17 protein-coding genes are annotated in these 21,849 nt (G+C 64.5%); 12 read left to right on the top strand and 5 right to left on the bottom strand.

Features of this window, described 5'->3' with window-relative positions:
• The first annotated feature begins 4 nt into the window (after positions 1-4).
• From cyoB to cyoD, 3 genes are read left to right on the top strand one after another with little or no spacing between them, the layout of a single operon-like run.
• The gene (gene cyoB, locus E1N52_RS21905; RefSeq protein ID WP_133184818.1) at positions 5-2,038 is read left to right on the top strand and encodes a cytochrome o ubiquinol oxidase subunit I; all 2,034 of its coding nucleotides are present in this window, start codon (positions 5-7) and stop codon (positions 2,036-2,038) included.
• Positions 2,038-2,649 carry a cytochrome o ubiquinol oxidase subunit III gene (cyoC, locus tag E1N52_RS21900; RefSeq protein ID WP_133184817.1) on the top strand — a complete coding sequence of 204 codons (612 nt, stop codon included), beginning with the start codon at positions 2,038-2,040 and terminating at the stop codon, positions 2,647-2,649. The genes cyoB and cyoC overlap by 1 nt, the downstream gene beginning before the upstream one ends.
• Positions 2,650-2,979, top strand: a complete 330-nt coding sequence (gene cyoD, locus E1N52_RS21895; protein WP_133184816.1) for a cytochrome o ubiquinol oxidase subunit IV — start codon at positions 2,650-2,652, stop codon at positions 2,977-2,979. It begins immediately after the preceding gene.
• A gap of 112 nt (positions 2,980-3,091) precedes the next feature.
• On the opposite strand, the gene E1N52_RS21890 is transcribed toward cyoD, so the two are convergent.
• Positions 3,092-3,742, bottom strand: a complete 651-nt coding sequence (locus tag E1N52_RS21890) for an SGNH/GDSL hydrolase family protein (protein WP_133184815.1) — start codon at positions 3,740-3,742, stop codon at positions 3,092-3,094.
• 115 nt (positions 3,743-3,857) lie between these two features.
• Here E1N52_RS21890 and E1N52_RS21885 point away from each other — a divergent pair, with 115 nt between their 5' ends.
• The 4 genes from E1N52_RS21885 to E1N52_RS21870 all read left to right on the top strand — a co-directional run bounded on the left by E1N52_RS21885 (position 3,858) and on the right by E1N52_RS21870 (position 6,912).
• Positions 3,858-4,460, top strand: coding sequence for a TetR/AcrR family transcriptional regulator (locus E1N52_RS21885; RefSeq protein WP_133184814.1), 603 nt, complete (start codon positions 3,858-3,860; stop codon positions 4,458-4,460).
• A gap of 147 nt (positions 4,461-4,607) precedes the next feature.
• Positions 4,608-5,291 (top strand): type 1 glutamine amidotransferase domain-containing protein, encoded by a 684-nt coding sequence (locus E1N52_RS21880; RefSeq protein WP_133184813.1) that lies wholly within the window; start codon positions 4,608-4,610, stop codon positions 5,289-5,291.
• 181 nt (positions 5,292-5,472) lie between these two features.
• Positions 5,473-6,570 carry an NADH:flavin oxidoreductase/NADH oxidase gene (locus E1N52_RS21875; RefSeq protein WP_133184812.1) on the top strand — a complete coding sequence of 366 codons (1,098 nt, stop codon included), beginning with the start codon at positions 5,473-5,475 and terminating at the stop codon, positions 6,568-6,570.
• A 42-nt stretch (positions 6,571-6,612) separates the two neighbouring features.
• Positions 6,613-6,912, top strand: coding sequence for a putative quinol monooxygenase (locus tag E1N52_RS21870; RefSeq protein ID WP_133184811.1), 300 nt, complete (start codon positions 6,613-6,615; stop codon positions 6,910-6,912).
• Between the two features lie 101 nt (positions 6,913-7,013).
• On the opposite strand, the gene adhP is transcribed toward E1N52_RS21870, so the two are convergent.
• Positions 7,014-8,030 carry an alcohol dehydrogenase AdhP gene (adhP, locus tag E1N52_RS21865; protein ID WP_246089161.1) on the bottom strand — a complete coding sequence of 339 codons (1,017 nt, stop codon included), beginning with the start codon at positions 8,028-8,030 and terminating at the stop codon, positions 7,014-7,016.
• A 239-nt stretch (positions 8,031-8,269) separates the two neighbouring features.
• Between adhP and E1N52_RS21860 the strand changes: the two genes are divergently transcribed.
• The 4 genes from E1N52_RS21860 to E1N52_RS21845 all read left to right on the top strand — a co-directional run bounded on the left by E1N52_RS21860 (position 8,270) and on the right by E1N52_RS21845 (position 18,171).
• Positions 8,270-10,624 (top strand): tetratricopeptide repeat protein, encoded by a 2,355-nt coding sequence (locus E1N52_RS21860; RefSeq protein ID WP_133184809.1) that lies wholly within the window; start codon positions 8,270-8,272, stop codon positions 10,622-10,624.
• A 225-nt stretch (positions 10,625-10,849) separates the two neighbouring features.
• Entirely contained in the window at positions 10,850-16,738 is a 5,889-nt protein-coding gene (uvrA, locus tag E1N52_RS21855; RefSeq protein ID WP_133184808.1) for an excinuclease ABC subunit UvrA, read from the top strand.
• Positions 16,739-17,043: 305 nt separating this feature from the next.
• A complete protein-coding gene (locus tag E1N52_RS21850) occupies positions 17,044-17,274 on the top strand; it encodes an H-NS histone family protein (protein WP_069267441.1) in 231 nt (76 codons plus the stop codon).
• Between the two features lie 318 nt (positions 17,275-17,592).
• Positions 17,593-18,171, top strand: a complete 579-nt coding sequence (locus E1N52_RS21845) for an NnrU family protein (protein WP_133184807.1) — start codon at positions 17,593-17,595, stop codon at positions 18,169-18,171.
• Positions 18,172-18,340: 169 nt separating this feature from the next.
• Here the strand turns inward: E1N52_RS21845 and pcaG are convergent, their stop codons facing one another.
• Both pcaG and pcaH read right to left on the bottom strand, forming a co-directional pair.
• Positions 18,341-18,928: a protocatechuate 3,4-dioxygenase subunit alpha gene (gene pcaG, locus E1N52_RS21840; RefSeq protein WP_133184806.1), complete on the bottom strand. Its 588-nt coding sequence runs from the start codon at positions 18,926-18,928 to the stop codon at positions 18,341-18,343.
• A gap of 3 nt (positions 18,929-18,931) precedes the next feature.
• A complete protein-coding gene (pcaH, locus tag E1N52_RS21835; protein WP_133184805.1) occupies positions 18,932-19,636 on the bottom strand; it encodes a protocatechuate 3,4-dioxygenase subunit beta in 705 nt (234 codons plus the stop codon).
• 141 nt (positions 19,637-19,777) lie between these two features.
• Between pcaH and pcaQ the strand changes: the two genes are divergently transcribed.
• Complete coding sequence (gene pcaQ / locus E1N52_RS21830; RefSeq protein ID WP_133184804.1) at positions 19,778-20,794, top strand: pca operon transcription factor PcaQ; 1,017 nt, start codon at positions 19,778-19,780, stop codon at positions 20,792-20,794.
• 39 nt (positions 20,795-20,833) lie between these two features.
• Here pcaQ and E1N52_RS21825 read toward each other — a convergent pair whose 3' ends face one another.
• Positions 20,834-21,496 (bottom strand): helix-turn-helix domain-containing protein, encoded by a 663-nt coding sequence (locus E1N52_RS21825; protein WP_133184803.1) that lies wholly within the window; start codon positions 21,494-21,496, stop codon positions 20,834-20,836.
• Positions 21,497-21,849 lie beyond the last annotated feature (353 nt).

The raw sequence follows: 21,849 nt of genomic DNA, 5'->3' as shown, positions 1-21,849 counted from the left end.
AGGCATGTTCGGAAAACTTACACTGGACGCCATTCCGTACCACGAGCCGATTATTCTCGGCACGATGATCGGTATGGCAGTCATCGGCGCATTCGTGCTCGGTGGCATCACTTACCTCGGTAAGTGGAAATATCTGTGGACGGAGTGGCTGACGAGCGTCGACCACAAGCGTCTGGGCGTGATGTACATCGTGCTCGCCCTCATCATGCTGCTGCGCGGCTTCGCCGACGCGATCATGATGCGTACCCAGCTCGCGCTCGCGTACAACGCGCCGGGCTACCTCCCGCCGCACCACTACGACCAGATCTTCACGGCTCACGGCGTGATCATGATCTTCTTCATGGCCATGGCTTTCATGGTTGGCCTGATGAACATCATCGTTCCGCTGCAGATCGGCGCACGCGACGTCGCGTTCCCGTTCCTGAACTCGCTGTCGTTCTGGATGACCGCAGTCGGCGCCATCCTGCTGATGATCTCGCTCGTCGTGGGTGAGTTCGCGATGACGGGTTGGCTCGCGTATCCGCCGCTTTCGGAGCTTGCGTACAGTCCAGGGGTAGGGGTGGATTACTACCTGTGGGCGCTGCAGATCTCCGGTGTCGGCACGCTGCTGACCGGCGTGAACTTCTTCGTCACCATCATCAAGATGCGTGCCCCCGGCATGACGATGATGAAGATGCCGGTGTTCACGTGGACGGCACTGTGCACGAACGTGCTGATCATGGCCGCGTTCCCGATCCTGACCGTGACGCTCGCGCTGCTCGGCCTCGACCGCTACATCGGCACGCACTTCTTCACGAATGACGGCGGCGGCAACGCCATGCTGTACCTGAACCTGATCTGGGCCTGGGGTCACCCTGAGGTGTACATCCTGATCCTGCCGGCGTTCGGTATCTTCTCGGAAGTTGTCGCGACGTATGCCAAGAAGCCGCTGTTCGGCTACAAGGCAATGGTCTACGCGACCTGCGCGATCATGGTTCTGGCGTTCGTCGTGTGGCTGCACCACTTCTTCACGATGGGTTCGGGCGCCGATGTGAACGCGTTCTTCGGTATCGCCACGATGATCATTTCGATCCCGACGGGCGTGAAGATCTTCAACTGGCTGTTCACGATCTACCGCGGCCGCCTCGAGTTCAACTCGGCGGTGCTGTGGACGATCGGCTTCATGGTCACCTTCACCATCGGCGGCATGACCGGCGTGATGATGGCGATCCCGGGTGCGGACTTCGTGCTCCACAACTCGCTGTTCCTGATCGCGCACTTCCACAACGTGATCATCGGCGGTGTGGTGTTCGGCTATCTCGCCGGCATGAACTACTGGTTCCCGAAGGCGTTCGGCTTCAAGCTCAACGAAAAGCTCGGCAAGCGCGCGTTCTGGTTCTGGCTCTCGGGCTTCTATGTCGCCTTCACGCCGCTGTACGTGCTGGGCTTCATGGGCGCAACCCGCCGTCTGAACCACTACGACAATCCGGCATGGCATCCGTGGATGATCATCGCGTGGTTTGGCGCCGTGCTCGTGGCAATCGGTATCGCCCATCAACTGGCGCAGCTGTACGTCTCGATCCGCGACCGCAACCTGCCGGAAAACCGCGACCTGACGGGCGATCCGTGGGGTGGCCGTACGCTGGAGTGGGCGATCTCGTCGCCGCCGCCGTCGTATAACTTCGCGATCATTCCGCACGTGAGCGAACTCGACGAGTTCCAGCACCTGAAGGACACCGGCCGCGAAACCGTGGACGTCGCGAACACGAAGTACACCGACATCCACATGCCCTCGAACACGAGCGCGGGTCTGTTCATCGGTCTCTTCAGCCTGGTGCTCGGCTTCGCTGGCATCTGGCACATCTGGTGGCTCATGATCGCTGGCTTCGTCGGCATTCTCGCGACGGCCATCGGCTACAGCTTCCAGAAGAACGAAGGCTATTACATTCCGGCCGCCAAGGTCCGGGCAGACGAAGAAGCGCGCGAGCGCGCACTGGTCAAGGCGTTCGCCGACAAGCAACGCAATGGCAAGGTTGAAGCAGCACTGGAGGCCAACTGATGTCGACGCATACTAGTGCGGCCGCACACGCGGAGCACGATCACCACGATCACCCGCCGTCACACTCGGTGTTCGGCTTCTGGCTGTACCTGATGACGGACTGTATTCTGTTCGGCTCGCTGTTCGCAGTGTTCGCCGTCATGCAGAACCAGTTCGCAGGCGGCCCGACGGGCAAGGACCTGTTCGACATCAATGGCGTCGCGATGGAAACGGCAGTGCTGCTGCTGTCGTCCATCACGTACGGCTTCGCGATGATCGGCGCGCACAAGCAGCGCAAGGGTCAAGTGTTCTTCTGGCTGGCGATCACCTTCCTGCTCGGCGCGACGTTCCTGTATTTCGAACTGCACGAGTTCGCGAACATGATCGCCGAGGGCAACGGCCCGCAACGCAGCGCGTTCCTGTCGTCGTTCTTCACGCTGGTTGCTACCCACGGTATCCACGTGACGATGGGCATGATCTGGATGGTCGTCCTGATGGTTCAGGCCTTGAAGGCGCCGGTTCTGGGCGAGCGTGAAATTCGCCGCCTGACGTGCCTTAGCCTTTTCTGGCACTTTCTGGACATCGTCTGGATCTGCGTGTTCTCCTTTGTTTATCTTGCGAGCGTGATCTAAATGAGTGCTCATCCTATCCATGAAGAAGAAAGCCACGGCAGCGTAGGCAGCTACGTGGTTGGTTTCGTCCTGGCGGTGGTGCTCACGGCCGCTTCGTTCTGGCTCGTGCTGCATGGCGGCTTTCCGCGCGAAACCGCGCTGCTCGGCCTCGCCGTGCTGGCTGTGGTGCAGATCGTCGTCCACCTCGTGTTCTTCCTGCACATGAACACGTCGTCGGGCCAGCGCTGGAACGTGACGGCATTTGGCTTCACGGTGTTGACGGTCCTGATCGTGGTCGTCGGCACGCTGTGGGTCATGCACAACGTCAGCATGAACATGATGTCGCGTTAAGCGCGCATCGTTGCTGGATTTGCGCTTCGCTCGCTGCGGGTGAAGCGCAAAAGAAAAACGCCGCCAGGCCTTCGGGCCGGCGGCGTTTTTCTTTTTGCAGCCCGATGTGCGTTTATGCGCCGAAGCGCTGGCGCACGACTTCCGCGACGGCCTTGCCGAGCCGGTGGTGTTGCGAGGCTTCGTAGTGAATGCCATCGGTGGGGCTGACGGTGGCGAACTCGCCGGCGTCGAGAAACGCCGAGCCGTATTTCACGGCCACGCGCTCGTAGAGCGGCGCAAGCAGGCGCGATTTCGCGGCGCCGCCCGTGAAGATATCGCCGAGAAAGCCAATCTCTTCGATCGGCACCGGCGACATGAGCAGCACATGCGGCGTCGAGCCACCCGGACCCGCGCGGCACGCGACGAGCGTTTCGAGCAGCACATCGACCGAGTTCGCAATGTCGGTGGGCGTGACGGAAAAGCGTGTCTTGAGGTCGTTGGTGCCGAGCATCAGCGCGACCACATCGACGGGCAACTGGCTTTCGAGGCATGGGCGCAGATAGGCGAGGCCGTTCTTGTGCCGACCTTCGATGGGATCGTCGTGAACCGTGGTGCGCGCGGGCAGGCCTTCCTCGATGATCGTCCAGCCCGGCCCGAGCGCCTCGCGCAGTACGCCGGGCCAGCGGTCGGCGGGGCCGAATCGCTCGGACACGCCGGGCACGGTCAGCGGCTTCGTGCCGTGCGTATTGGAATCGCCGTAACAGAGCAGGGTGCGTAACGTCATGGGTTGCCTCTTCCTGGTTGCCTGGTTACCTGGTTGCGGGGTGCGATGCAATGCCATTACTGATCATGGGAGATTACTAGACGACTGGTCTAATCGCTCTGTACCATCTCACCTCATGAATGCAGCGGCAGCCGTTGAAGTGCGGCAACACATCCTCGATACCGCCATGCCCATTCTGCTGGGCAAGGGCTTTTCCGCAGTCGGTCTCAACGAGATCCTCGCGGCCGCCGGTGTGCCTAAAGGGTCGTTCTATCACTATTTCGGCTCGAAGGAAGCGTTCGGCGAAGCCTTGCTCACATCGTATTTCGACGAGTATGCGGAGCGTCTCGACGATCTGCTGGTGCGCGCGCCGGGCACGGCGGCCGACAAGCTGATGCGCTACTGGGACGACTGGCGCCTGATCCAGTGCGCCGACGATCCGGTGGGCAAGTGTCTCGCGGTGAAGCTGGGCGCCGAGGTGAGCGACCTTTCGGAGGCGATGCGCGAGGCGCTGCATCTTGGCACCGACGCGACGATCTCGCGCATTGCCGCGTGTCTCGAGGCAGGGCGCGCGGATGGCTCGCTCGCGGGCGTGAACGACGCCGCGACCATGGCGGTGACGCTGTACGAACTGTGGCTCGGCGCGACGCTGCTCGAGAAGATCCACCGCGACCGCAAGCCGCTCGACGCGGCCATGGCGACCACGCGCATCCTGTTGAACCTGCCTCCGGGCAACTAATCGAACGCGAAGCTGCGGCAGCGCGTGAAGTGCGCGCGATTGTCGCGTTTTGTGCGGAAGTACTAGACGACCGGTCTAATAGAGCATGAAGAGACCGGTTTCCGAAGGGCGTAAGAGCGCCCGAACCTCACCCAAAAAGGAACGCCGATGAAGGTACTGATCGTTTTGACTTCGCACGAGGACCTCGGCAACACTGGCAAGAAGACGGGCTTCTGGCTCGAAGAGTTTGCCGCGCCGTACTACGCGCTGCGCGACGCGGGCGCCGAGCTGACGCTCGCATCGCCCAAGGGCGGCCAGCCGCCGCTCGATCCGAAGAGCAGCGATCCCTCCGCGCAGACCGATGCGACACGGCGTTTCGCTTCCGATACCGCGGCGCAAATGGCGCTTGCCAATACGAAACGTCTCGCCGATATCGACGCGAGTGCGTTCGACGCGGTGTTCTATCCAGGCGGCCACGGCCCGCTTTGGGACCTGGCGGAAGATCCGGTTTCGATCGCGCTGATCGAACAGACGATCGCCGCGGGTAAGCCAGTCGCTGCCGTCTGCCATGCGCCGGGCGTGCTGCGTCGCGTAAAAGGCGCGGACGGCAAGCCGCTCGTGGCCGGCAAGTCGGTCACCGGTTTTTCGAATGACGAAGAAGCCGCCGTGCAGTTGACGGACGTCGTGCCGTTCCTCGTCGAGGACATGCTGAAGGCCAATGGCGGCCAATACTCGAAGGCCGCCGACTGGCAGCCGCACGTCGCAACCGATGGCCTGCTCATCACGGGCCAGAACCCGGCTTCGTCGGAGCCGGTTGCCGAAGCCCTGCTCGCGGCGCTGCGCCGCGCTTGATGTTGCGCGAACGCGCGCGTCTATAGCGAGCGCGTTCGCTTCCCTCGTTTTCCTTGCGGCAACGCTGCGAGGCGCGCTCGCAGCGCGTCTCCGGCTGCGCGTTGCCGCAAGGAAATCCCGTTTTTGCCAACCGGCGCAGGTGCCGCGCGACGCGCGACCTGTGCCAAGAAAGGAGCTGTAGATGTCCGCATTATTCGAACCGTTCAAGCTCAAGGGCGTGTCCCTGCGCAACCGCATCGCCGTGCCGCCGATGTGCCAGTACATGGCTGTCGATGGCGTGATCAACGACTGGCACCACGTCCACTATGCGCAGATCGCGCGCGGCGGCGCGGGCCTCGTGATCGTCGAGGCGACGGCGGTTTCGCCCGAAGGCCGCATCACGCCGGGTTGCACGGGCCTGTGGAACGACGCGCAGATGGAAGCGTTCAAGCCCACCGTCGCGGCGATCAAGGCGGTGGGCGCCGTGCCCGGCATCCAGATTGCACACGCGGGGCGCAAGGCGAGCGCGAACCGCCCGTGGGAAGGCGACGACCACATCGCCGAAGGCGACGCCCGCGGCTGGCAGACCATCGCGCCCTCGGCAACGGCGTTCGGCGCGCATCTGCCGAAGGTGCCGAAGGCGATGACGATCGACGACATTGCACGCGTGCGCGAGGACTTCGTGGCCGCGGCGAAGCGCGCGCTCGAAGCCGGCTTCGAATGGCTCGAACTGCACTTTGCGCACGGCTATCTCGGCCAGAGCTTTTTCTCGACGCATTCGAACCAGCGCGACGATATCTATGGCGGCAGCCTCGAAAACCGCAGCCGTTTCCTGCTGGAAACGCTGGCGGCGGTGCGCAAGGTCTGGCCGGAACATCTGCCGCTGACGGCGCGCTTTGGCGTGATCGAGTACGATGGCCGCGACGAGCAAACGCTGGCGGAATCGATCGAACTGGCCAAGGGCTTCAAGCGCGAGGGCCTCGACATGCTGGGCGTGAGCGTCGGTTTCTCGACGCCCGCCGCGCAAATTCCGTGGGCGCCCGCATTCCTCGCGCCGATCGCACAAAAGGTGCGTCGGGCAACCGGTCTGCCGGTGTCGTCGGCATGGGGTATCGGCACGCCGGAACTGGCCGAGGGCACGGTGGCGAAGGAGCAACTCGACATTGTGATGGTCGGGCGCGCGCATCTCGCGAATCCGCACTGGCCGTATTTCGCGGCTCAGGAACTGGGTGTCGAACGCGCCGCGTGGACCTTGCCTGCGCCGTACGCGCACTGGCTCGAGCGCTACAAGGTCGGCTGAAATTCGCCGACCGGTAAAACCGTTGACGATGAGGGAATTCCAATGACCGTCTATCTATTCGCGAGCATTACGCCCAAGCCCGAGCATGTCGCCGAAGTGGAGGCGCTCATGCGCGACATGGTTGCGCACACGCGCAAGGAGCCGGGCAATCTGCGCTACGACCTGCTGCGCCGTGCCGACGGCGCACCGGGCTTTTATCTTTACGAAACCTATGTCGACGAGGCCGCGGTGCAGGCGCATCGCGATAGCGCGCACTTCGTGGCGTATCGCGCGAAGATCGGTGCGTGGGTGACGGAGCCGCCTGAAGTGAAGCTGCTGAAGGGCGTGGACGTCGCGGACTGAGGCCGCGCTTCTTGCCGCCATCGTTGCGGTGATTCATTGACGCGCCGGGCATCGCTTTGCAGCGGTGTCCGGCGCGTTTTCATTGCGCGGGCTCGCGCCGCTTAGCCGGCCATATCGAGCACGACGCGGCCTTCGATCGCGCCGCGCTCCATGCGCGCGAACACGTCGTTGATGTTTTCCAGCTTGTCGGTGGAGACGGTTGCCTTGACCTTGCCTTCCTCCGCGAACATCAGCGACTCTTCGAGGTCGAGGCGCGTGCCGACAATCGAGCCGCGCACCGTCACGCCGCCCAGCACCATGTCGAAGATCGGCAGCGGGAAGTCGCCAGGCGGCAGGCCGTTCAGCGACACCGTGCCGCCCCGGCGCACCATGCCGAGTGCCTGCGAAAACGCAATCGGCGAGACCGCGGTAACGAGCACGCCGTGCGCGCCGCCGATTTCCTTCTTCAGATACGCCGCGGGATCGGTGGTTTTCGCGTTGACCGTCACGGTCGCGCCGAGGCGTTTCGCCAGTTCGAGTTTCGCATCGTCGACATCGACGGCTGCGACATTGAGCCCCATCGCGCGCGCGTATTGCACGGCCATGTGGCCGAGGCCGCCCACCCCGGAAATCACGACCCAGTTGCCAGGGCGCGTGTCGGTGACTTTCAGGCCCTTGTAGACCGTCACGCCCGCGCAGAGCACGGGTGCGATTTCGATGAAGTCGATATTTTTCGGCAGCAGGCCGACGTAATTCGCGTCGGCTTTCGCGTATTGCGCAAACCCGCCATTGACCGAATAGCCGGTGTTCTGCTGCTGGTCGCAAAGCGTTTCCCAACCGCCGAGGCAATGTTCGCAATGGCCGCATGCCGAGTAGAGCCACGGAATGCCTACGCGATCGCCTTCCTTGACGTGCGTGACGCCCGCACCCACACCCACGACATAGCCCACGCCCTCGTGACCGGGAATGAACGGCGGCTGCGGCTTCACGGGCCAGTCGCCGTGCGCGGCGTGCAGGTCCGTGTGGCATACGCCGCACGCCTCGATTTTCACTAGCAGTTCGCCGGGTCCCGGGGTTGGGACGGCGACTTCCTCCAGCACAAGGGGTTTGCCAAATGCACGGACTACCGCGGCTTGCATCGTCTTGCTCGTCGTTGGGCTCCTGTCGAAGCTGAGTGGCGGCGCGCGGCCGGATGCGTTGCGCATCGCGGTGTCGCCGAACGTCCGCCTGCCTTTCGAGTTTGAAGGAAAGGTTTTTCGCCTGCGATGAACTTGCTCAATAGTTGGTAATAAAACGGGTGAGAAGTTTTTGAAAGAAACTGCCGTTAATATTGAATAAGGTTTGGTAACGACTTCGTTGCACGAATTCAGTGAGCCCGATGCAGAACGACTCCCTTTACGAGCGCGCCAGCGAGAGCCATTTCGCCGGCGACCTGCCGCGTGCGCGTCAGTTGTACATGCAACTGCTCGAAGCCGATGCAACGCACGCGGGTGCGATGTTTCGCCTCGGCGTGATCGGTTTGCAGGAAGGCGCGCCGGGTGATGCGATCGGCTGGTTGCAGCTCGCGCTCGCCGTCGATCCTGGTCAGCGGCGCTATCGCGAAGCGCTGGGACAGGCCTATGCCATGGCCGCACGCCATGCCGAAGCGGCGGATGTCTATCGCGGTTTGCTGGCCGACGACGCGTCATCCGCCGATCTCTGGTGCGGGCTCGGCTCGGCATTGCAGGCGCAGGGTGCGCTGGCGGAAGCGGTGGAGGCGTGGCGCGCGGCGCTGGAGCGCGAGGCGAACCGGACGGACGCCTGGAATAACCTGGGTAATTGCCTGCGTTTGCTGGGCGATTCCGGTGAGGCCCAGGGCGCTTATCGCCGTGCGCTTGCCTTGCAGCCGGGCGATGCCAACGCATTGACGAACCTCGGCACGCTGCTGCAGGAAGCGGGTCGGGACGAGGAAGCGCTCGAAAGCTTGCGCGCCGCGCTCGCGGCCGCACCGGACACGGCAGTCGCGATGATCAACCTCGGTGTGCTGCTGACCCGTCTGGAGCGTCTGGACGAGGCATTGCCCCTGCTCGAACGCGCGGTCGCCATCGAACCTCATATCGCGCACGCGGCCTACAACTACGGCGTCGCGCTTCAGTCGCGCGGCCGTCTGCGCGATGCCGAAGCGCAATATCGCCGCGCGCTCGCGCTCGACCCGGCTCATGCGGAAGCGGCCAACAACCTGGGGAATGTCTGCCGCGATCTCGGCGATTACCCGGCTGCACGCGAAGCGTACGAAACGGCCATCCACGTCCGGCCGGATTTCGTCGACGCATTCAACAACGCCGCCAACCTGATGCGCACGCTCGGCAGCCTCGACGAAGCGCAAGCGCTTTTGCGCCAGGCCCTCGATCTCGATCCATCGCGCTCGGCCACGCTCAATAATCTCGGCAACGTGCTGAAGGACTGCGGGGACCTGGACGAAGGCATCGAGTGCTTTCGCCGGGCCGTGGCGAGCGAGCCCGGCAACCTCATCGCGCACAGCAACCTTCTGTACGCGTTGTCGTTTCAGGCTGAAGATCCGCAGGTGATTCTCGACGAGGCAAGACGCTGGTCTGTGCAGCACGAGGCGCCTTTGAGTACCGAACTGACGCGCGTTGAAGTCGAAGCCGCGACGGGAAGGCGCTTGCGCATCGGCTACGTATCGGGTGATTTTCGTGAGCATTGCCAGGCATTGTTCATGACGCCGCTCTTCGCCCACCACGACCGCACGCGCTTCGAGATTCACGCGTATTCGAGCGTGGTCAGGCCCGATGCGACGACCGCACGTCTCGCCGCACACGTCGACAAGTGGCACGACGTACGCATGTTGAGCGATGCGGCGCTGGCGGACCACATCCGCGCGGACGGCATCGATATCCTCGTCGATCTCACGATGCACATGTCCGATGGCCGGCCTCTGCTGTTCGCGCGCAAGCCGGCGCCAGTGCAGGTCGCGTGGCTCGCTTATCCCGGCACGACCGGCATCGGCGCGATGGACTGGCGGCTGACCGATCCCTGGCTCGATCCGCCTGCGCACGATCGCCACTACAGCGAAAAGTCGTGGCGTTTGCCGCACACGTTCTGGTGTTACGATCCGCTTGCTTCGGAACCCGAAGTGAATGCACTGCCGGCATCGAGCGCGGGACATGTCACGTTCGGCAGCCTGAACAACCCGTGCAAGCTCACCGATACGACGTTGAACCTGTGGCCCCGTGTGTTTGCCCGCTTGCCTGCGGCGCGCCTCGTGCTCATGGCCGCCGAGGGCGAAGCGAGACGCCGCCTCGCGCAGCGGCTCGCGCGGGCCGGCATCGACCCGGCGCGCGTGCGCTTCTTGCCGTTCCGCCCGCGCGCGGATTATCTGCGCAGCTATCACGAAGTCGATCTCGGGCTCGATACGTTGCCGTACAACGGCCATACGACCTCGCTCGACGCGCTGTGGATGGGGGTGCCCGTTGTCACACGCATCGGGCCGACCGTGGCGGGGCGCGCGGGCTTGAGCCAGCTCGCGAACCTCGGCCTCGCGGAGTTGGCCGCCGATTCCGACGACGCCTTCGTGGAGACGGCGGTGAGTCTCGCGAGCGACCTGCCTCGTCTCGCGAATCTGCGCGCGACGCTGCGCGAACGCCTGGCGCACTCGCCGCTCATGGACGGAGAGCGGTTTGCGCGCGGCGTCGAAGCGGCGTACGACGGCATGTGGCGCGCTGCAGCGCAATAGGGCCATCTGGCGCGTAAATACGGGGCAACCGGCGGGCGAGACTCAGCCGAACGGCCATCCAGCGTGCTGTATAAATATACAGTAGAATCCTAGCCTGACAGCCAGGGCCGCGCGCCGAGTTCCCGCGCGCGCCGCGCTGCAAGTTGCCGGGCCGCGCCGCGTATTTGCCCCATTTCGCGCGCCGTCCGGCCCCACGCGTGTGATCCAGCCGGAATGCCAGCGCAAGTGAGCGAAAACCGATCCATCCGAATCCGTGGTGCCCGCCAGCACAACCTCAAGAACCTCGACCTCGACCTGCACACCGGCGAAATGACGGTCGTAACCGGGCCTTCGGGCTCGGGCAAGTCGAGCCTCGTCTTCGACACGCTTTACGCCGAAGGCCAGCGCCGTTACGTCGAAACGTTCAGCGCCTACGCGCGCCAGTTCCTCGACCGCATGGACCGGCCGCAGGTCGATCGTGTGGACGGTGTGCCGCCCGCCATCGCCATCGACCAGACCAACCCCGTGCGCAGTTCGCGCTCCACGGTCGGCACGATGACGGAGCTGAACGACCATCTGAAGCTGCTCTACGCGCGCGCCGCGAATCTGTTCGACCGCGTCACGGCGCAGCCCGTGCGGCACGACACGCCTGAGACGATTTACGCCGAACTGATGGCGCGCACGGCCGCGGGCGACCCGCGTCTCGTGGTCACGTTTCCGGTCGAGTTGCCCGATACGACCACCGAGGAAGAAGTCGCGCAGTGGCTCTCCGCGAGCGGCTATACGCGCGTGCAGGCGCAGCGCGAGGTGAAGACCGCCGAAGGCACGCGCAAGCTGCTCGACGTAGTCGCCGACCGCTTCCGCATGCAGAACGTGGAGAAGAGCCGCGCGATCGAGGCGATCGAGGCCTCGCTCAAGCGCGGCAGCGGGCGCGTCAACATTTACGTGCTGGAGAGCGGCGACGCTGAAGCCGCCGCTGAGCCGCAGATCTGGCGCTTCTCGACGGGGCTGCATTGCCCGGACAGCGATCTGCGCTACGCCGATCCGCAGCCCGCGCTGTTCTCGTTCAACTCGGCCTATGGCGCGTGCGACGCGTGCCGCGGGTTTGGCCGCGTGATCGGCGTGGACTGGGGCCTCGTGATCCCCGACGAGCGCAAGACGCTGCGCGGCGGCGCGATCAAGCCGCTGCAAACGCCGGCATGGAAGGAGTGCCAGGACGACCTGGTGCGCTATGCCGCGAAGGCCGGCATTCCGCGCGATACGGCATGGTCCGAGCTGACGCAGGCGCAGCGCGACTGGGTCATCAACGGCGCACCGGACTGGAAGGGCAGCTGGCAAACGCAGTGGTACGGCGTGAAGCGCTTCTTCCAGTATCTGGAGTCGAAGGCCTACAAGATGCACATCCGCGTGCTGCTGTCGAAGTACCGCAGCTACACGCCGTGCGAAACCTGTGGCGGCGCGCGCCTGAAAACCGAGGCTTTGCAGTGGCGCCTCGGCACGCAGCAGAACGCGGACGACGTGCTCGCGCCTTCGGGGCGCTTCCTGCCGCACGGCGTGGACTGGACGCGCGCGCAGCTCGAAGCGCTGCCGGGCCTCACCGTGCACGACGTGATGCTGCTGCCGATCGAGCGCATTCGCCGCTTCTTTGACAATCTTTCGCTTTCCTCAGCATTGCTCGATGATGCGCTGAAGCTGCTGCTCGAAGAAGTGCGCACGCGCCTGAAGTATCTCTGCGACGTGGGCCTCGGCTATCTGACGCTCGACCGCCAGAGCCGCACGCTCTCGGGCGGCGAAGTGCAGCGTATCAACCTGACCACGGCGCTCGGCACGTCGCTCACGAAAACGCTGTTCGTGCTCGATGAACCGAGTATCGGCCTGCATCCGCGCGACCTCAACCGCATCGTCGAAGCGATGCAACGTCTGCGCGACGCGGGCAACACGCTCGTCGTGGTCGAGCACGATCCGTCCGTGATGCTCGCGGCCGACCGCCTCATCGACATGGGCCCCGGCCCCGGCGAGCGCGGCGGCTCGATCGTCTACGACGGCACGCCGAACGATATCCGCTCCTCGGGCACCCTGACGGGCGAGTACCTGGGCGGCCACCGCGCCGTTGCCGACGCTTCGCACTGGGAGCGACGCCCGGTTGAAGCGTCCACGCCGAACCTTCTGCTCGAAGGCGCGAGCGAGCACAACCTGCGCGACGTGACCGTGCAGATTCCGCTGCAGCGGCTCGTTTGCGTGACGGGCGTCTCGGGCTCGGGCAAATCGACGCTCGTGCAGGACGTGCTTTATCCCGCGCTCGCGCGGCATCTGGGCAAAGCGACGGAAGCGCCGGGCACGTTCCGCAAGCTGAGCGGCGCGGAGCAAATCAGCGACGCCGTGTTCGTCGACCAGTCGCCGATCGGCAAGACGGCGCGCTCGAATCCGGCCAGCTATGTCGGCGCGTTCGACGAGATCCGCAAGCTGTTCGCCAAGGCGACGCTTGCGAAGCAGCGCGGCTACACGGCAGGGATGTTCAGCTTCAACTCGGGCGAAGGACGTTGCCCGACTTGCGGCGGCTCGGGTTTCGAGCACATCGAAATGCAGTTCCTGAGCGATGTGTATCTGCGTTGCCCCGATTGCGACGGCAGCCGCTATCGTCCGGAAGTGCTCGAAGTGAAGATCGAGCGCGCCGGCCGCACGCTTTCGGTCGCGGACGTGCTCGACCTCACGGTGAGCGAAGCGGTGCAATGCTTCGCTGAGGACGCCGAAGTATTGCGCGTGCTTCAGCCGATCGTTGACGTGGGCCTCGAATACGTGAAGCTCGGCCAGCCCGTGCCGACGCTCTCGGGCGGCGAGGCGCAGCGCCTGAAGCTCGCGGGCTATCTCGCGGAAACCGCGCAGTCGCGCGGCAAGGAGGCGGGTGGCCGCCTCTTCATGTTCGACGAACCGACCACGGGCCTGCATTTCGACGACATCGCCAAGCTGATGCGCGCGTTCGGCAAGCTGCTCGCGGGCGGCCATTCGCTGCTCGTGATCGAACACAACCTCGACGTGATCCGCGCCGCCGACTGGCTGATCGACCTCGGCCCCGAAGGCGGCGACGCGGGCGGCGAAGTGGTGTGCGTCGGTACGCCCGAGGATGTGATCGCGTGTCCGCGTTCGCATACGGGTGCGGCGCTCGAGCGCTACGAAGCCGCGCTTGGCAGTAGCGCCGAGCTGCTCGCAGAGGAAGAGGGCGTGGCGCTGCAAACCGCATTGCGTGCCGCGCAGGCGCGCCGCGACGTGCAGGGTGAGGATGTGGTGCGCATCGTGAACGCGCGCGAGCACAACCTCAAGGCGCTCGACGTCGATATTCCGCACGGCCGCTTCAACGTCATCACTGGCGTGTCGGGTTCGGGCAAGTCCACGCTCGCGTTCGACATCCTCTTTCACGAAGGCCAGCGGCGTTACCTCGAATCGCTCAACGCGTATGCGCGCTCGATCGTGCAGCCTGCGGGCCGTCCCGAAGTCGATGCCGTGTACGGCATTCCGCCGACCGTCGCGATCGAGCAGCGCCTCTCGCGCGGCGGCCGCAAGAGTACGGTCGCCACGACCTCCGAGGTGTGGCACTTCCTGCGTCTGCTTTACGTGAAGCTCGGCGTGCAGCACTGCGTGCATGACGGCACGCCCGTTACATCGCAGAGCGTCGATGCGATCGTCGCGCAACTGCTGCGCGAACATCGCGGCCAGCATGTCGGTTTGCTCGCGCCGCTCGTCGTCAATCGCAAGGGCGTCTACACCGATCTCGCGAAGTGGGCGAAGGCGCGCGGCAACACGCATCTGCGCGTGGATGGCGAATTCGTGCCCGTCGCGCCGTGGCCCAAGCTCGACCGATTCCGCGAACATACGATCGAGTTGCCCGTGGGCGATCTCGTGATCGAGCCTGAAAATGAGGCGCAATTGCGGACGATGCTCGGTGCGACGCTCGAAGCGGGCAAGGGCATCGTGCACTTGCTCGCGCCGCTCGACGGTCTCGATCACGTGCTGGGCAACGGCGGTTCGACGGCGAGCATCGGTGAGGTGAAGGTGCTTTCGACGCGGCGCGCCTGCCCCGTGTGCGGCACGAGCTATCCGGAACTCGATCCGCGTATGTTCTCGTACAACAGCAAGCATGGCTGGTGCACGACCTGTGTGGGCACGGGCCTCGCGCTCACGCGCGAGCACCGCGCCGCCTACGACGACACGATCGTCGCCGAAGACGGCCGAGGTCGCGAGCAAACCTTGCCTTCGGAAGAGCAGGAGCCCGAAGGCATGGTCGACGAGCCGTGCCACGATTGCGGCGGCACGCGCCTGAATCCGGTGGCGCGCGCCGTGACGTTCGACGCGCATCCCATCGTCGATGTCGCGCAGTGGACCGTGGCGGATACGCGCCGCTGGATCGATACGCTGAAACTGGGCGGCCGCGATGCGCAGATCGCGCGCGACGTGGTGAGCGAAATCCGCAGCCGGCTGCAGTTCCTGGAAGAAGTGGGGCTCGGCTATCTGAGCCTCGATCGCGCCGCGCCGAGCCTTTCGGGCGGCGAGGCGCAGCGCATTCGTCTCGCCGCGCAACTGGGCAGCAATTTGCAGGGCGTGTGCTACGTGCTCGACGAACCGACCATCGGCCTGCATCCGCGCGACAACCAGATCCTGCTGGACGCGCTGCGCAGCCTCGGCGAGAAGGGCAACACGCTCGTCGTGGTCGAACACGACGAGGACACGATCCGGCGTGCCGATCACATCATCGACATCGGTCCGAGCGCGGGCAAGCGCGGCGGCCGAGTGGTCGCGCAGGGCAGCGTCGCCGATCTCGCGGCGCAGGCCGATTCGCTCACGGGCCGCTATCTTGCGCATCCGATCCAGCACCCGCTGCAGCCGCGCCGCGAAGTGCGTCCGGCGCGCGCGGGACGCGAGGCGGTGCCGGGTCAGTGGCTCACCGTGCACGGAGGCAAGCTGCACAACCTGCGCAACGTCACCGCGCAGATCCCGCTCGGACGTCTCGTGGCGATTACGGGCGTGAGCGGCTCCGGCAAGTCCACGCTCGCGCGCGATGTGCTGCTTTCCAATCTGCTCGACGCCGTGGGGCGTTCGGTCCTGTCTTCGCCTGCCGAGCGCCGCGCGCGCAAGGCGGTGAAGGAGAAAGCGCCGAGCGCGGCGGAACGCCGTTCGAGCGTGCTCGCGCGCACGAGCGCCAAGCCGAAGCTCGAGGTTGCGCATACGTGGCAGGGCTGTGATTCGATCAGCGGATGGGAAAGCATCGACCGCGTGCTCGAAGTCGACCAGACGCCGATCGGCAAAACGCCGCGCTCGTGCCCTGCGACCTATATCGGCGTGTGGGACGCGATCCGCCGCCTTTTCGCCGATACGCTCGAGGCGCGCGCCCGCGGCTATAGCGCGTCCCGTTTCTCGTTCAATACCGGCGACGGGCGCTGTCCCGCGTGCGAAGGCCAGGGCGTGCGCACCATCGGCATGAGCTTCCTGCCCGACGTGAAGGTGCCGTGCGACGTGTGCCACGGCCAGCGCTTCAATCCCGAAACACTGGCCGTGACGTGGCGCGGCCGGAACATCGGCGAAGTGCTGACGATGGAAATCGACGAGGCGGTGGAGTTCTTCGGGTCGATCACGAGTATTTCGCACCCGCTGCAGCTCATGAAGGACGTGGGTCTCGGCTACCTCACGCTCGGCCAGCCTTCGCCCACGCTCTCGGGCGGCGAGGCGCAGCGCATCAAGCTCGTGACCGAGCTCTCGAAGGTGCGCGACGACATCACGCGCCGCGGCCAGAAGGCGCCGCACACGCTCTACGTGCTCGACGAGCCCACCGTGGGCCTGCACATGGCCGACGTGGCGCGCCTCATCAGCGTGCTGCACCGGCTCGCGGACGCGGGGCACAGTGTCGTCGTGATCGAGCACGACCTGGACGTGATCGCCGAAGCCGACTGGATCATCGATCTCGGGCCCGAAGGCGGCGTGGGCGGTGGCACGATCGTCGCCGCGGCCGATCCCGAAGCACTCGCGAAGGTGCGGGCAAGCCATACCGGTGCAGCGCTCGCGCCCGTGCTGGCGCGTGGCCAGGGCAACGCGAGCGTTGCCGAAAGCAAACCGGCACCAGAACGGAGCGCAACGGGCTCGCGCTAAAAGAGCGGAGCGGGCTGCAAAGGCCCGCTCCGCCTTGAAACCGCTTGATCTGTGCCGCGCGCGCAAGGTATCATCGGTTCCGCTTGCAGCAAACGTTCGCTCACCTGTAGCGGCGTCACCTGAGAGCGGAGCAGCGGACTGCAGATCCCCTCCGAACCGGTCGCGGGCTCCACACCCAGGCCACCTCATCAGTGCAGCAAGGCTTCGCAGTCTGCTCGCGAAGCCTTTGTCTTTTCAGGGAAGACGATTCTCTGCCGATCTTTGTATCGGTGCCTTGCCCTTGACGAAGCGAGAGGAATTAATCGATGTTCGACCTCGATGGAGAGGCGCGCGAACGGCTCATCGTGTGGATTCGACGCCGCATGGAAGAGTACGGCATTACGTTCGAAGAGCTTGAAGCGTCTATTGCCGAAAGCGAAAAACTACCCAAGTACCGCGACGCATACGGGAATACCTGGAATGGCGAGGGCGATATGCCGGCGTGGCTGTTGCGCTATAAGCACGCGGGACAGGATATCGAGCATTTTCGTTGCTAGCCATGACGGTGCGTGAATGCGCGCCGGTGTTGCGATTCGACTGCCAGACCGTTCGCGGCCCATGCCGCAAAGCCCGCGCATTGGCGCGGCGCCCAGTATTATTCAGCATAGTTTTAAAATACCTTTCGGCGCGAGCCGGGTTTTAATTGCGCCACCTAATGTGCCGCGCCGGTTTTGACGCGCAATGATTTACGCATTCTCTTTGGTTGGCATTTGCGCGCGTAATTAGTCAGCTTTTTTGAAAACTCCGGTTGGCCTCGCGATCAAGCTGCGCGACAATCTCGCCCATTGCGTTCTTGCTACGGCAGGGAGGTAGTCATGGCGATACTCGTGCTGGGCCTCGTGATTTTCATTGGTGTCCATTCGATCCGCATCGTGGCAGGACCCTGGCGCGCTGCGCAGATCGAGCGTATGGGTCCGCGTGCCTGGCGAGGCGCGTTCGCATTGCTCTCCATTCTGGGTTTCGTGCTGATCGTCTATGGCTACGGCCTGTCACGCCGCTATCCTGTGCCGATCTGGCTGCCGCCGTTCTGGATGGCGCATGTCACGGCACTCCTCACCGCCATTGCCTTCATCATGATCGTCGCGGCGTATGTGCCGGGCAATCACTTCAAGCGCGCGCTCGGCCAGCCGTTCGTGAGCGGCGTCGCGCTTTGGGCGTTCGCGCATCTGCTCGCGAACGGCACGCTCAACGACATCATCCTCTTCGGGGTCTTCCTCATCTGGGCGTTGTTCGAGCTGCGGGGCGAGAACCGGCGCGACCGCGAAGCCGGAGTCGTCTATCCGCCGGGACAGGTTTCGCGCGATGCGATCGTCGTCGTGGTCGGGCTCGTCGTCTGGGCCGTGTTCGCCTTCTGGCTGCATGGCGTGCTGATCGGCGTGCGACCACTCGGCTGAGTGCGCGGCAGGCCGCGAGCGCACTGCAAAAAAAGAAGCCTGCGCATGGCAGGCTTCACAAGGTACAGCTCGGAGTTCCGCGATCAGATCGCAGTGACACGATCATAGGGCCAGTTCATGAAAGCCGCGTGAAAGTCCGCACGATTGGTCTCGCGTATCCGTCGATGCATCAAAGATCGAAGAACACCGTTTCCTGTTCGCCCTGCATGCGGATGTCGAACGTGTAGACGATGCTGCCGGCCTGCTCGCTACGGCGCGCGATAAGTGTGTCGCGCCGCGCGGCGGGCACGGCTGAGAGCACCGGGTCCGCGGCGTTGGTGGCGGCTTCGTCTTCGAAGTAGATGCGCGTGAAGGTGTGCGTGAGCATCCCGCGCATCATCACGATCACGTTCAAATGCGGCGCTTCGCCGGCGTTCTCCACGCCCGGCTTCACGGTGTGCACGATGAAGCGGTGCTGCGCATCCGTGCCCGTGCCCACGCGTGCAAAACCGCGGAAGCCATCCTTGGCGATTTCCTCGCGCGAAGCCGGATAACGGCCGTTTGCGTCCACCTGCGAAATCTCGAGCATTGCGTCGAACACGGCGTTGCCGTCGCCGTCGATCACGCGGCCGATCAGCGTGATGTGCTCGCCCGGCGTTTCAGGCCCGGCCACGTTGGCCGTGAAGAGGCTCTTGAAATCGAAGTCGTATTGCTGCGGACACAGGCCGTAAGCGAAGTACGGCCCGACCGTTTGCGAAGGCGTTTCCTTGAGTGCCATGGTTCAACGCTCCGTGGGGGTTTGGTTCGGGCCGCGCAGCACGATGTCGAATTCGTAGCCGAGTGCGTAGCCTTCTTCGGTGGTGTCGAGCGAGAAGCGCGAAATCATGCGCTCGCGTGCGTCTTCGGGCGTGCCCTGATAGATCGGGTCGAACGCGAGCAGCGGGTCGCCGGGGAAATACATCTGCGTGACGAGACGCGAGCCGAAGTAGTCGCCGAACAGCGAGAAGTGAATGTGATTCGGACGCCACGCGTTCGGGTGATTGCCCCAGGGATACGCGCCCGGCTTGATCGTGAGGAAACGATAGCGGCCGTCGTTATCGGTGATCGCGCGGCCGGCGCCGAGAAAGTTCGGATCGAGCGGCGCGTCGTGCTGGTCCTGCTTGTGGACATAGCGGCCGGCGGCATTGGCCTGCCAGATTTCCACGAGCGTGTTGCGCACCGGCTTGCCGCCTTCGTCGAGCACGCGGCCCGTTACGATGATGCGCTCGCCGAGCGGCGCGCCATTTTTGGCCGCGTTGCGCGTGAGGTCGTGATCGAGCGCGCCGAGGTCGTCGGTGCCGTACACGGGCGCATGCTGGTTGCGCAGCTTTTCTTTCAGGGGAATGAGCGGGAGCGTGGGGCCGCGTTTGACCGACGAACGGTACGGCGGATAAACGTACGCGGGGTGCGAGTCGAAGTCGCGCGGCGACAGGATGGACTCGTCCATGGGGTGTCTCCTGGGTTGGATTATTGGGGGAAGGGCTCGTTGCCTGCAGCGATTTGTCGCGACGAGCCGATGCAGCCACTTTATCCAAAGCGAAAAGTTATGCAAAATGATGTTTTTTCGCACATCGTATAACGAATCGTTATGCAAAACCGGCTCGCGGACGGACGCGTCAAAATCCGCCATCTCCAGTGTTTCCTCGCCGTGGCTCAGATGGGCAGCGTGCAGCAGGCCGCCGAGAGTCTTTCGGTCACGCAGCCCGCGGTGTCGAAGACGATCGCCGAGCTGGAACTGGCGCTGGGCGTGAAGCTGTTCGAGCGGGGGCGGCACGGTGCGGTGCCCACGCGCGAGGGGCAGCTCTTCATGCCGCACGCGAGCGCCTGCATGAGCGCGCTGCGCCAGGGCGTGGCTTTGCTCGCGCGTGACGAAGGCGCGGTGGCCGCGACGCTCGATATCGGCGTGCTGCCGACGGTGGCGACGGTTTTGCTGCCCGGGGCATTGCGCCACTTCGGCGAGGAATGGCCCCGCGTGAGCGTGCGGCTGGTGACGGGGGCCAACACCGAGCTGCTCGAGCGGCTGAAGACAGGGGCGATCAGCTTTGCGGTGGGGCGTCTGGCCGACCCCGAACGCATGGTGGGCCTGAGTTTCGAGCAGCTGTACAACGAGCCGCTCGCCGTGGTGGTGCGCGCGGGGCATCCGCTCGCGCAAGGGGCGGGGCTGCCGGCGCAACTCGCGTCGTTTCCGCTCGTGCTGCCGCCGTTCGGCACGTTGATCCGCCAGGCGGCGGACAGTCTGCTCGCCGCCTGGGGCGCGCCGCCGCTGTCGGCGTTCGTCGAGCTGCTTTCGGTTTCGGTGGGGCGCGCGCTCGCGCTCCAGAATGACGCGGTGTGGTTCGTGCCCGCCGGTGCCGTCGAGTATGACCTTCGGCGAGGGACGCTAGTGCGGTTGCCGTTGCCCTCTGCGGGCGGGGAAGAGCCGGTGGGGGTGATTCAGCGTACCGATACCCAGCCCACGCCTGCCGGTCGCGCGCTGATCGAGGCCGTGCGGCGTGCGGCGCGCGAGCGCGACGTGCGGCCGGATGGCGCCACCGCGCCCCGGACGCGGCGTGCGCGTGCTGCAGACTCTTCCGCCGGCAAGCGTTCTCCCGACGCGAAGGGTTGAGGCTTCACTGTCCCGCGGACCTAAAGCCGCGCTCCAGATTCAGCCGCCGGTAAGCTTCGCCTTGGCGCGCGACTTCGACGTTGCCGGCGCTTCCGGCGCGACGCCGGGCAGCCGCGCGCTCGTGGCCATCCACAGCACTTCGGCGTCTTCCTCGCTCGTCGAAATGGCCGCGTGGCCGGTGCGGCTGTCGAAGTAGAGGCTGTCCCCGGCTTCCAGATAGGTCGGCGCGTAAAGCTCCGAATACAGGCACACGCTGCCGCTGATCACGTAGAGAAACTCTTCCCCTTCGTGGCGGCCCCAGTCGTCGAACGCGTCGAGCGAATGCGCGGTGATGCGGATGCGAAACGGCAGCATGGCCTTGTGCGCGAGATCGGTGGCGAGCAACTCCATTTGATAGCCGCGATAGGCGTGGCGCTGACCCGCGCCGTTGCGCGTGAGTGCGCGGCGGCCGCCGGCATTGAGCTTGGGTGGGGTGCCGAACAGCTCGGCCAGATCGATTCTGAGACCGCCGACGATCTTTTGCAGCACGTCGAAGGTCGGCGACATGAGCCCGTTTTCAACTTTCGATAACGTCGAGCGAGAAACACCGCACAGGCGGCTGGCCGTATCGAGCGTCAGGTCCTGGGCGACGCGCGCGGCGCGCACGCGGCGGCCGAGGTCGGTGGTCGCCGTGCTGGCGGATGGGGTGAGCGTGGATTCCATGGACTACGTTCGGAGACTGACGAAAAGCCCAGCTTGGGCCGCGCGATGTGTTACTGATCATATCAAACGGTTGCCCGCGCGAAAGCCCGGAAAAATGGCCTGTCCTGACTTGGCCGCGACGTCGGCCCGCCGGCGCGGGGTAAGCCATCACGCATTAAAGCCCTGTTTAATTGCGAATTAAAACGATTCGATTTAACGATTTTTAAAAGTTAATCCGTTGTCGATTTGACAAATTTTAAAGATTTCTTGAGTTTGATATTAGAGTGACGCCTCAATATGCGTCCATGCGTCGCGGCTCTCACGGATTTTGATATTTATCATTGTAATCAGATGATGTGGATTAAGTGGAGAGA

Origin of the sequence: Paraburkholderia guartelaensis (assembly GCF_004353905.1) — a bacterium.
Lineage (GTDB): Bacteria > Pseudomonadota > Gammaproteobacteria > Burkholderiales > Burkholderiaceae > Paraburkholderia > Paraburkholderia guartelaensis.
The sequence above is the reverse complement of the archived record's forward strand: the minus strand, read 5'-3'. Positions and strand labels throughout refer to the sequence as shown.

Coding starts and splice junctions, on each gene's coding strand:
- cyoB (WP_133184818.1), top strand. CDS start 5: ATGTTCGGAAAACTTACACTGGACGCCATTCCGTACCACGAGCCGATT.
- adhP (WP_246089161.1), bottom strand. CDS start 8,030: ATGCAAGCCGCGGTAGTCCGTGCATTTGGCAAACCCCTTGTGCTGGAG.
- E1N52_RS21880 (WP_133184813.1), top strand. CDS start 4,608: ATGAAGGTACTGATCGTTTTGACTTCGCACGAGGACCTCGGCAACACT.
- E1N52_RS21850 (WP_069267441.1), top strand. CDS start 17,044: ATGTTCGACCTCGATGGAGAGGCGCGCGAACGGCTCATCGTGTGGATT.
- E1N52_RS21870 (WP_133184811.1), top strand. CDS start 6,613: ATGACCGTCTATCTATTCGCGAGCATTACGCCCAAGCCCGAGCATGTC.
- pcaQ (WP_133184804.1), top strand. CDS start 19,778: ATGCAAAACCGGCTCGCGGACGGACGCGTCAAAATCCGCCATCTCCAG.
- E1N52_RS21860 (WP_133184809.1), top strand. CDS start 8,270: ATGCAGAACGACTCCCTTTACGAGCGCGCCAGCGAGAGCCATTTCGCC.
- E1N52_RS21875 (WP_133184812.1), top strand. CDS start 5,473: ATGTCCGCATTATTCGAACCGTTCAAGCTCAAGGGCGTGTCCCTGCGC.
- pcaH (WP_133184805.1), bottom strand. CDS start 19,636: ATGGACGAGTCCATCCTGTCGCCGCGCGACTTCGACTCGCACCCCGCG.
- cyoC (WP_133184817.1), top strand. CDS start 2,038: ATGTCGACGCATACTAGTGCGGCCGCACACGCGGAGCACGATCACCAC.
- E1N52_RS21845 (WP_133184807.1), top strand. CDS start 17,593: ATGGCGATACTCGTGCTGGGCCTCGTGATTTTCATTGGTGTCCATTCG.
- E1N52_RS21825 (WP_133184803.1), bottom strand. CDS start 21,496: ATGGAATCCACGCTCACCCCATCCGCCAGCACGGCGACCACCGACCTC.
- pcaG (WP_133184806.1), bottom strand. CDS start 18,928: ATGGCACTCAAGGAAACGCCTTCGCAAACGGTCGGGCCGTACTTCGCT.
- E1N52_RS21890 (WP_133184815.1), bottom strand. CDS start 3,742: ATGACGTTACGCACCCTGCTCTGTTACGGCGATTCCAATACGCACGGC.
- E1N52_RS21885 (WP_133184814.1), top strand. CDS start 3,858: ATGAATGCAGCGGCAGCCGTTGAAGTGCGGCAACACATCCTCGATACC.
- cyoD (WP_133184816.1), top strand. CDS start 2,650: ATGAGTGCTCATCCTATCCATGAAGAAGAAAGCCACGGCAGCGTAGGC.